The 10,438-nt window shown below is 70.0% G+C and carries 9 protein-coding genes; 2 read left to right on the forward strand and 7 right to left on the reverse strand.

The window, feature by feature from the left end:
* Positions 1–48: 48 nt before the first annotated feature.
* Together OXN85_07035 and OXN85_07040 are read left to right on the forward strand one after the other, a co-directional pair.
* Positions 49–372, forward strand: a complete 324-nt coding sequence (locus OXN85_07035) for a hypothetical protein (GenBank protein MCY3599708.1) — start codon at positions 49–51, stop codon at positions 370–372.
* Positions 373–438: 66 nt separating this feature from the next.
* Positions 439–870, forward strand: coding sequence for a cupin domain-containing protein (locus OXN85_07040; protein MCY3599709.1), 432 nt, complete (start codon positions 439–441; stop codon positions 868–870).
* 74 nt (positions 871–944) lie between these two features.
* On the opposite strand, the gene OXN85_07045 is transcribed toward OXN85_07040, so the two are convergent.
* The 7 genes from OXN85_07045 to peaA form a co-directional block, all read right to left on the reverse strand.
* Positions 945–2,903: a gamma-glutamyltransferase gene (locus tag OXN85_07045; protein ID MCY3599710.1), complete on the reverse strand. Its 1,959-nt coding sequence runs from the start codon at positions 2,901–2,903 to the stop codon at positions 945–947.
* A gap of 97 nt (positions 2,904–3,000) precedes the next feature.
* A complete protein-coding gene (locus OXN85_07050) occupies positions 3,001–3,750 on the reverse strand; it encodes a S8 family serine peptidase (GenBank protein MCY3599711.1) in 750 nt (249 codons plus the stop codon).
* Entirely contained in the window at positions 3,747–5,405 is a 1,659-nt protein-coding gene (locus OXN85_07055; protein ID MCY3599712.1) for an ABC transporter ATP-binding protein, read from the reverse strand. The genes OXN85_07050 and OXN85_07055 overlap by 4 nt, the downstream gene beginning before the upstream one ends.
* 28 nt (positions 5,406–5,433) lie before the next feature.
* Positions 5,434–6,561 (reverse strand): hypothetical protein, encoded by a 1,128-nt coding sequence (locus tag OXN85_07060; protein ID MCY3599713.1) that lies wholly within the window; start codon positions 6,559–6,561, stop codon positions 5,434–5,436.
* The gene (qhpC, locus tag OXN85_07065; protein ID MCY3599714.1) at positions 6,558–6,902 is read right to left on the reverse strand and encodes a quinohemoprotein amine dehydrogenase subunit gamma; all 345 of its coding nucleotides are present in this window, start codon (positions 6,900–6,902) and stop codon (positions 6,558–6,560) included. The genes OXN85_07060 and qhpC overlap by 4 nt, the downstream gene beginning before the upstream one ends.
* Positions 6,903–6,951: 49 nt before the next feature.
* A complete protein-coding gene (gene peaB / locus OXN85_07070) occupies positions 6,952–8,391 on the reverse strand; it encodes a quinohemoprotein amine dehydrogenase maturation protein (protein ID MCY3599715.1) in 1,440 nt (479 codons plus the stop codon).
* Complete coding sequence (gene peaA / locus OXN85_07075) at positions 8,388–10,097, reverse strand: quinohemoprotein amine dehydrogenase subunit alpha (protein ID MCY3599716.1); 1,710 nt, start codon at positions 10,095–10,097, stop codon at positions 8,388–8,390. The genes peaB and peaA overlap by 4 nt, the downstream gene beginning before the upstream one ends.
* Positions 10,098–10,438: the final 341 nt, after the last annotated feature.

Genomic DNA, 10,438 nt, shown 5'->3' on the forward strand with positions numbered 1-10,438 from the left:
GTGGGGCATGTACCTCGACGATCTGTCCTGCTGCGGACAGGAGTGCGTATGCTGACCGACCGAGCCGAAGCCCCGGCGCCCGTGACCCCGAAGCTGACGCCGGAGCCGACTCCGAGGCTGACTCCGGAGCTGACTCCAGAGCCGACTCCGCAGCTGACTCCAGAGTCGACTCCGCAGCGCAGGCGACTGCCGCCGGTGCTGCGTCGGGCGATGCGTATCGAGTGGGCCGGCCAAACGGCCGCGAGCCTGTGCTGGATCGCCAGCGTGTTCGCGTACGGGATCAACTCCCGCGGCGACTGGCTTCAGCTCTGCGCCGCCTCCGCCTGGCTACTCGCCAACACCGTCGCGCTCGCGAAGGCCAAGGGCGACTGAGCCCCCCGCAACGGTCTGGTTTCGTTCGTCCGCGATCCCTACTTCTCCTGGTAGCGGAGGTGCGCGATGAACGGAAACAGACAGGCGCCGGGGCGGGTGGAGCGGCACGAGGGGATCATCACGGTGCGGGGCGGCGGACGGCACCGGGCGTGGAACGGGATCGAGTACAAGACGGGGATGTGGGCGGAGAACGTCGGCTCGGGCGCGCTCTCCATGAACGTGGCGATGATCCCGCCGGGCGGCGTCGCCAGGGCGCACATCCATGTGGATTTCGAAGTGATGCTCTACATCCTCGAGGGACGCGTCCGGCACGAGTTCGGGCCGCGGCTGGAGAAGACGCTCGATAACGAGGCGGGCGACTTCATCTTCATCGAACCCGGCGTCCCCCACGAGGTGTTCAACCTCAGCGACACCGAGCCGGTCGTCGCCGTCGTCGCGCGCTCCGACGCCCAGGAGTGGGAAAACATCGTCGACTTCGAACGCCCCCCGCCCGGTTAGGCGCCTCGTTCCAAATCTCGAAATATGAGCATCGAATGTTCATATTTCACAAATGATCGCTCGCCCCGGGCGCCTCAGTAACCGAGTGATGCGGTCTCCCGTCTCACGTCCCCGGCGGCGGTCATGACGCCGGTGGCCGGGTCGCGCCAGGTCACGGTGGGAGCGCCGGCGCGCCAGTTCCACAGGCCCCACGAGCGCACGTCGTGGCCCATGGCGCGCAGCGCTTCGGCCGTCTCCGCCGGGATCCGGTCCTCCATGTAGAGGACGGCGGGATTCCGGTTCACCTCGCTCCCGGTGGCCGGGAAGTTGTAGCTGCCGAAACGGGGCTGGTCCAAGGCCTGCTCGGGGGACATGCCCCACACCACGACGTTCAGGAAGATCTGCAGGAGGCACTGCATCTGCTGGTCGCCGCCGGGGGTGGAAAGTCCCATGAACGGCTCGCCATCCTTCATCACCAGGAGGGGCGAGTTCGTGTTCCGCGGGCGCTTGCCGGGCGCCATCACGTTCGCCAGGCCGGGGTCCAGGTTGAACTGGCCCATGCGGTTGCCCAGCCCGAATCCCCAGCCCGGGATCATCGGCGTGAAGGTGTGGCCGTCGCTCTCCGTGAGAGAAAACACGTTGCCCTCGGCGTCCATCACGTTCAGCGAGGACGTGTCGAAGGCGGGGGCTCCCGAATCGGCCGCGTCCGGCCCCCGGCCGTCCTGCGCAGCGCCCGCGGGCAGACCTCCATACGCCACGAAGCTCGTGGGCGCGCCGTCGGCCACCGCCGCCATCCGTGCCGGGTCGCCCCACGGAGGCATGTCCGGAAACGCACGGTTCTCGTCGATGAGCCCGATGCGTTCGCGCGCGTACGCCTTCCCGTACAACCCCTCCGGAGCGGGCGCGAAATCCGGGTCCCCGACGTACCGGTGGGCGTCCGCCATCGCGAGGTCGATCACCTGTGAAATGAGGTGGATGTACTCAGGCGTGTTGTAGCCGAGGGCGCGGAGATCGTAGTTCTCCAGCATGTTGAGCATCAGGATGATGCGCGGCCCCTGGCTCCATCCGTCGCCGGTGTGGACGTCGTAGCCCTTGAAGCTGGTGCCGAGAGGTTCCTCCCACCGGCTCTCGTAGCCCGCCATGTCCTCGTAGCGGACGATGCCGTCGTGCTCCCGGAAGAACCGGTCCACATCGCGCGCCGGGTCGCCCCGGTAGAAGGCGTCCCGAGCGGCGCGGATCCCTTCGGAACGGCTTCCTCCCGCCGCCAGCGCCCGCCGCTCCGCCTCCGTCATGTAGCGGATGAGCCGCCCCAGGTCGGCGTTCACCATGAGATCGCCCAGACGCTGCTCGCCGACCCCGTTGGGGAACCAGAAGTCGCGGTTATAGGGGAAGGCGAGGATCCCCTCCGTCTGATCCCCGATCATCCACTCCTGCATCTTGTAGAGGTGATAGCCCTCCTCGGCGACGCGCAGCGCCGGCTGCGCGGCCTCGCCGAAACTCAAGGTGCCGAAGCGGTCGAGAGCGGCGAGCCAGACATCCACGTCGGCCGGAATCAGCGCGTTGTTGATCGGTGACTTGCCGTGTTCGAGGAAGTAGTCGAGCGTGGCCAGCGCGGGTGAGGTTCCGGCGCCGACCCGGGCGATCACGCGGTCCTCGGCGGCGCTGTAGAGGATGAGCGGCGCCACCCCGGTCCAGCCCGCGTAGTCCATCTTGAGCACCTTGAGCGCCATCCCCGCCGTCACCCCGGCGTCGAACGCGTTGCCTCCGGCCCTGAGCACGTCGTACCCGGCCTGCGTGGCCAGGTAGTGTCCGGAGGAGATGACCCCGTGCGTGCCCATCACGCGCGGCCGCATCGCCTCGACGTTGTCGGCGTCGTGGACCGGGCCGTGACTCCGGAACGGGGCGATGGTGCCGAAGACCCCTTCCTCGGCGGATGCGGCTTCGGCGGATGCGGCTTCTGCGGACGCGGATTCCGCGGGAGCATCCGTCTGCGGTCCGCACGATGCGGCGAGCGCCACAGCCGCGACCGCGGCCATACGTGCCAGGGGCTTCATCGCGTCATCCTCCTGTATCTTCCCTCGTTCCCACACTCCTGAAGCTACTCCCGGGAATCGTCGCGGCAACGACGCGCGGGACGTTCCCGCGGGAACGTCAGACCGCGGCCGGTGTCTCCGGCGGCCCCGGGGTCCCCAGCGTTTCCAGCGTCTCCAGCGCTTCCAGCGCCGTCAGGGCGTCGGCGCGGCCGTGCGCCTCCGGGAAGAGGTCGAGGGCGAGGGCGGCGATGCCGGTCGCGTTGGCCACGGCGAAGCTGATGCCGCTCAGGTTTCGGGTGGGAGGGACTCCGGGGATGGGGCGCGGGTAGCCGGACGCGTAGAGGACGCGGCCCCCGTCGCGGCGGCCGACGCGGACGCTGTGCCGGGGCAGGTCCCAGTCGAGGCACACGCCGAGGGCGCCGGGGAGGCTGCCCGGGAGCTGAAGCTGTCCTTCGTGCGAGAAGGCGGCGATGACGAGCGTTCCGGCCCGCGCGGCGCGTTCGACGGCGGGCTGCAGCACCTCGATGCGGCTCTGGCGGGGCGTTCCGAGGCTCAGATTGGCCAGCCGGCAGCCGCGCTCCGCGGCCCAGTCGATCGCCTTCGCCAGCGTCCGGGCGCTCGTGGCCAGTTCGTCGTGGAAGACGCGGGCGACGTGGACCCGCGCGCCCGGCGCCTTCTCCTGGATGGCGGCGGTGACGGCGGTCCCGTGGCCCAGCCGGTCGGTCAGATCGTCGTGGGCCCGCCCGTCGGGCGTGAACGCGACCCCGCCCGCCAGGAGCCCCAGGTGCGGATGCCCCGGATGCACGCCGCTGTCGATGACCGCGATCGAGACCCCGCGGCCGGTCCGGCTCCGGAGCGGCTCCCTCACCCGGCGATCCGCCCGTCGCGGAGCACCACCACGCGCTCCGCCCGCCGCGCGAGTTCGGGGCGATGCGTGATGAGCACCGTGGTCCGCCCCCGCATCAGCGCCGCGTAGCCCTCCAGCACCTGCGCCTCCGAGGCCGGGTCCAGCGCCCCCGTCGCCTCGTCGAACACCAACACGGCCGGATCCGCCAGGAACGCCCGCGCCACCGCCACCCGCTGCCGCTCCCCGGCGGAGAGCTGCCGCCCCCGCTCCCCGACCACCGTCGCGGCCCCCTCCGGCAGCGACGTCAGCAGCCCGTCGAGCGCGGCCGCCGCGAGCGCCCCGCCGACCTCGAGGTCCGTGGCGTCGGGCCTCGCGTAGCGCACGTTCTCGGCGATCGAGGCGTGGAAGATGAACGGGTCCTGCTCCACCACGGCCACGTTCCGGCGCACGTCGGCCAGCGCGAGCCCCCGCAGGTCCCGCCCGTCGAGCAGCACCCGCCCGCCGTCCGGGTCGAGCTGGCGCGAGAGCAGGTCGGCGATCGTCGACTTCCCGCTCCCGCTCGCGCCGACGAGCGCGACCACCTGCCCGGCGGGCACCTCCAACGACACGCCCTCCAGCACCTCGCCCCCGCGCCCGAAGCCGAGCCGCACATCCTCCAGAACCAGAGCCCCCGCAGCTCGCCCCAGCCGCTCCGCCCCATCCGCCTCCGCCACCTCCAGCGGCGTGTCGAACAGTTCGTGCACCCGCACCAGCGACGCCCGCGCGCTCGCGAGGTTTGCGTACAGCCCCATCAGCGCCTGCACCGGAAAGAGGAGCCGCATCTGGTACGCCATGAACGCGACGAACGTCCCCAGCGTCGTCGCCTCCGTGATCACCCGGTAGCCCCCGTACAGGAAGACGGCGGCCGTCCCCGCCTGCAGCAGCACCCCCGGCAGCCCCCCCGCCAGGTACGTGTACCGGCGCATCGAGAGCAGCGCCCGCACGAACCGGTCGTTGTGACGCCCGAACCGCGCCGCCTCCCGCTCCTGGGCGTTGGACGCCACCACCGTCCGCACCCCCTGCAGCGTCTCGATGAGGAAGCTCCCGATGTCCGCGCTCCGCTCCCGCAGGTGCGTCACCCGCCCCTCGAGCCGCCGGCGGTACCTCACCAGCGCCCACAGGCTCGGCGGCAGCGCCACGAGCCCCGCCAGGAAGAGCCGCGCGTCGAGATAGACGAGCATCCCCACCGTCCCGATCAGGAAAAGCACGTTCCCGAACAGGCCGAGCGCCGCGTCCGCCGTCACCCGCTGGATCTCGCCGATGTCGCTGTTGATGCGCGAGACGATGTCCCCGAACGGCGTCCGGGCGTAGAAGCGCGGCGAGAGCCGCTGCAGGTGGCGGTAGAGCGCCAGCCGCATGTCGAACAGGATGCCGGCCGACACCCGCGTGTACCGCATCCCGCTCGCCACGTTCGCCCCGAAGCCGAGGATGGTGATCCCGATGAAGAGACCCACGATCCGAAGCAGGAGAGGGAAGTCCCCGCCCAGGATCGCGTCGTCGATCATCGCCTTCGACAGGTAGGGGAGCGCGAGTCCGAGCGCGGTGCCGGCCGTGGAGAGGAGGACCACGGGAAGCAAAGCCCCCGCGTACGGTCGAACGTAGGCGAGGGCTCGGCGAAGGTGCGGGTCCCGGATCAACCGGACCTCACGGGATCGGGCGCCGGAATCAGCCCGGATCGGGCACCACGACGACGCTCGTCATGTCCGCGTCCAGCGTGACCGTCCGCAGGAACTCGAACGTCTCCTCGTCGTAGATGTCGATCGTGCTGCCGGCATTGTAGATGTAGAGCTTCGTGCCGTCGGCGCTCGGCATGAGCGCCATCCGCGGCCGTCCCGCGAACGTCTGGCGCCCGGCCACCCGCCGGCCCTCGAGATCGAACTTCCACATCTCGTAGTGCCCGATCTCGGACTTGAGCCCGTACCCCTTCGTCCCGTCCGGCGAGAGCACGAACGACACCCCCTCAGCCGGGCCGATGGGGTGGAACTCCACGTCCTGCCCCGCCAGGTCCACGGTCGCGATCCCCATGAGACGGCGGTTCTGGAGCGGGTCCGTCATGCGGAAGAGGCCCGTGTACACGCCGTCCTCCTCCTGGTAGGGACTGCGGCCGAAGGGAAGCCTCATCTCGCCCAGTCCCGGCTCCAGCGGTTCCGAGATATCCCAGCGGTCCACCTCCTCGAACGTCTCCGAGTCGAGCGCGATGAGGTCATCCGCGAACATGTACAGGAGATCGCCGTCGGGGGAGAAGCGGAAGTTGGCGGAGCGGCGCGACTCGTCGTCCGGCCACGGGATCGTGTCGGTCACCTCGTACGTCGTGAGGTCGAAGCGCAGGATGGTCGGCTCGTCGATCCGGTACCGGTCCGCGAGCTTCGTGCGGCTCTGCACGAACATCGCCATCCATTCCTGCTCCGGGTGGATCTGGAAGGAGCGGATCCACGTCCGCGTCGCGCCCTCGCTCAGCGTGAACTCCCCGACGGACTCCTTGGAGGGGAGCGCGATGATCTCGATCGTCTCGAAGAACGGGTCCATCACATAGAGCCGCGAGCGGTCCTCGGAGACGTCGAGACGAAGGGAGATCGCGCGCTTGACCGGGATCCGGTCCACGACCTCCTCGGTGGCCTCGTCCCAGACGATGACCTCGTTGCTGTAGTTGCCCATGTACCAGTGGGCGTTGCGGCCGTTCCCCTGCGCCTCCAGCGCCGGCGCCCACACCGCGCCGAGGGCGCAGGAGAGGGCGCAGGCGATGGCTGCGGCGAGGCCGGCCGGGCGCGTCCGGACCACCCCAAAGCGGCTCACGGGAAGACGAGGTCCAGCTTCCGCCAGTCCTTCTGGGCCGACGCGCACTGCGACGTCCAGTCCGGCGAGTGGTTGAGCTGGTCGGGCACGTGCGCCGGCCAGAAGCACGCGAGGTGGCAGTCGAACAGGTCCCGCTCCACCGGCTGGCACAGCCCGGCCGTGCCGCCGCTCGAATCCACCTCCCAGCCGGGCGAGAACACGAGCGAGCAGCCCAGCGGAATGTGCGGCCCCTCCGGCCGGCTCTCGAGCCCCACGACATCCATCTCCGCGTCCATCTTCTCGCGGGCCACCTGCGCCTCGATGCGGCCGGCCTTCTGGTTGATCGGTTTCAGGTGTTTCACGGCTCTCCCCCTCGCATGCGAAGGTCGACCGGGCCCGCGCCCGGCCGCGTCAATGATCGAAGCGGGCCAGGTACTCCGGGTTCCGTTCCGACAACTCTCCGTAGATCTCCAGACACGTGTGCGTCCACGTCCGCACCCAGGTGCAGAAGTGCAGGTTGGGCGCGGTCGTCTCGCCGTGTCGCGTATGCGCCTCGTGGTAGCAGCCGCCCGAGCAGATCGGACGCGCCCAGCACGTATGGCAGTCCGTCTTCTTGCTGATGTGGTGGTCCTCGAGGAAATCCTTCTGCCGCTCGCGGTCGATCCCCTCGGCGACCGTCCCGAAGCTGTGGTCGTTCGAGTAGGCGAAGCGGTGGCAGAGCGACACGTCGCCCCCCGTCGTCACCCCCATCAGCCCGAGCCCGGCCCCGCACGGATACGCCTTGCTCACGCCCTTGTGGATCTCCTCCAGCGTGTCCTTCACGTTCGAGAAGCCGTGGTGCCGGTTCTGCACCGCGTGCTCCAGCCAGTCGCGCGCCAACTCCCCGAACTGGCGCAGCATGCGGTCGTAGCCCTCGTCCTCGATCTCGTAGTCGCGCCCCGAGGAGGTCGTGACCGGGGCGAAGCCCACCTCCCAGAACCCCATCTCCTCCGTCAGGTGCTGGTAGATGCGGTGGATGTCGAGGTTCTCGCGCGTGAGCGTGACGCGCGCCCCGATCGGCCGGGACTTGTGCCGCTTGAGCAGTGCCTTGATCCGGGGCTTGACCGTCTCGTAGGAGCCCTTGCCGCTGTGGAAGACCCGCATGCGGTCCTGCATCTCCTTCGGTCCGTCGATGGACACCGTCACGCCGATCTCGTTGTCCGCCAGCCACTCGATGATGTCCGGGCGGAGGAGCGTCGCGTTCGTCGTGAGGCTGAATTCGAGCCGCTTCCCCTCCTCCTCGGCGCGGCGGCGGGCGTAGGCCACCGTGTCCTGGAGGACGGGGAAGTTGAGCAGCGTCTCGCCCCCGAAGAAGGTGAGGTGCGCGACCTCGATGGGGCCCGACTCCTTGAGCAGGAACTCCACGCTCTCCCGCGCGGTCTCGTCCCCCATGAACTTCGGGTCGTCCGTGCAGGTCGTGTCGACGATCTTGTCTTCGCCGTACTCGTAGCAGTAGGTGCAGGCGAGGTTGCACTTGTTCGTGACGTTGAGGACCATCGTCGTGAGCGGGAACCCGTCGGGCGGCAGGTCGTTCGCGACCTGTTCGACGGGCGCCCCCGCCTCCCCGATGGCGCGGATCTGCTGGAGTTCCAGCAACCCGTTGTGTACGCGGTCGGCGGAGTAGCGGTCCGAGAGCGAGTTCACGACCTCGCCCGGCGCCCGCGGCCCGTAGCTCAGCAGGTCGAGGATCGCCGAGGACGCCGCATCGATCCGGAAGATGCCCGCCGAGGGGACGAGGTAGAGAAACCGCTCGCCCGCCGCCTCGAAGGCGTGGAACTCGCGCAGCGCCAGTTGGCCGACGGGCTTGATCATGGCACCAGCCTCCCCGCCGGAACGCCCTGCCACGGGTCGAACTTCAGATACAGCGGCACCGTGACGATGAGGTGGGCGCGGGCGCGGAGGCCGCCCTCGTGGGTCGCGACCACCCACACGTCGCCGACGTTGTTCCGGTTGCCCTCGCGGTCGGCGTTCGGGCCGTCGACGGCGGGGGTGAAGATCCCGTCCGGCCCCAGCGCGCCGACGAACCGGACGTCGTCGTCGTCGAAGGTGGCCGTGTACTCCTCCATGCTCCAGGTCACCGGCACGCGCCCGAGCCGGAGGTCGTCCTCCGTGTTCGGCTCGCCGTCCGGGCCGTCGTCCCACCCGATCGCGTCGTACGGCTGATACCCCTTCGGGAAGGCGGCGCCGCCGATCCGGGCCATGCCCGCGCGCGGCGTCACCTCGAGGCGGTCCACGCCGTCATGGACCTGGATCGCGTCCGCCAGGCTCACGCCGCCCACGAACAGGTCGCGCCGGCCGACTGCCGCACCCTCGTCGACCGACACGTGGAGCGTGACCCGGCTCCCGTCGCCGCCCGCCGCCGACTCGACCCGCACGCCGGGCCCGAAATCGAAGTCCGCCGCGTCGGGACTCGCCGGCAGGTTGAGGCCGTGGACCCGGACTTCCGCGGACGAGGCGCCGGTGCGGACCGCCGGGGGATGCACGCCCGACACGATGGGGCCGCCGCTCGCGCGGGTGAGCGTCACGTCGGGGCCGAACTCGTCGTAGGCGCCCGAGAACCAGCGGCCCGTCATCTCCTGCCAGCCGCGGTCCACCGTCATGACCTCCCGCAACTCGTCCGCGCCGCCCGGGTTCGACCGTCCCCGCCACTGATAGCCGGTATAGACGATGGACTGTCCGCTGCGGCTCACCTGCTGTCCCGACTCCGCGTACGTGTACGAGGCGCGGGAGCGGAACTCGTCGGGCGCGTCGCCGGCGGAGATCTCCACCGTGCCGAAGATCCGGCCCTTCCCGGGCTCGAACCCCGCCAGCGCCCACGTGCCGGCGAGGCGCGGCGTGCGCATGGAGGCCGACCACGCGGACCATTCGGGCGTCTCGAGGGGGAAGACCTCGGCGAGGTGGTCGATCGCCTCGTCCACCGGCTGGGGTCCGTCGCCCCCGCGCTGGAACCCCTGGAAGTCGACGAGCGGGTAGAGGCCGCGGTGCGTCGCCATGAGGAGTTCCCACTCCTCGCGCGTGCGCCGCTGGGTAATGACGCGGCCCATGCTGTGGCACTGGATGCAGGTGTTCTCGACGTCGCGGTCCGCCTCGTAGACGTGTTCGATGAGGCGGCGCTCGACCTCGAAGCGCCCGGGCTCGAGTTCCTCCGGCGCAAGGCCCTGCCGGTTGGAGAGATAGCGCACGACCTCGCGCGCCTCGTCCGGGCCGAGGGCGACGTCGTTGAGCGCCACCATGCGGCGGACCGACGTCTGCCACCCCTCCGGCGTCTTCCGCTCGTAGGAGATCCGCGTCATCCGCCCTTCGTCGTCGCGCTCGTGGCAGCGCTGGCAGCGGCGGATGATGATCTCGTGGTCGATCGGATAGCCCTCGTCCTCGTCTCCGGCCGCCACGTGGACCGGCGCGGCGCTCGCGGGCATGCCCGGCACCGAAGGCGCCGCACGGGCGGCGACGAGGGCCGCCGCGCCGATGACCAGACCGGCCGCCGCCAACGCGTTCTTTCGGGACGCTGCGTGGTTCATCCGTCCTCCGTTCGGGACCGGTGAATTGTGCGCCGCCCCCGTCGCATGCGCCAGTCGCAACCGCCGTTCTCCCCGAAAAAACGCCTCGCGCTCGGAGAGGTGCGATTCCGGCCTACCCCCCAAAATTGGGGGGTGACCCCCCAATATAAGTAGTTATGGCGCAACGGTTTAGAGAGATATAATGTTACGCACACGAGTCCTTTTGTCTGTCGAGAGGGGATCCGGGGGTGCAGCAGTGACCGAGAATAATGAGGCCGGTGGCGTGCTTGCGGACCCAGTTACATTGAGCAGGCAGGCAGGCAGGCAGGCAGGCAGGCAGGCAGGCAGGCAGGCAGGCAGGC

The sequence above is a fragment of the Candidatus Palauibacter australiensis genome, assembly GCA_026705295.1.
Lineage (GTDB): Bacteria > Gemmatimonadota > Gemmatimonadetes > Palauibacterales > Palauibacteraceae > Palauibacter > Palauibacter australiensis.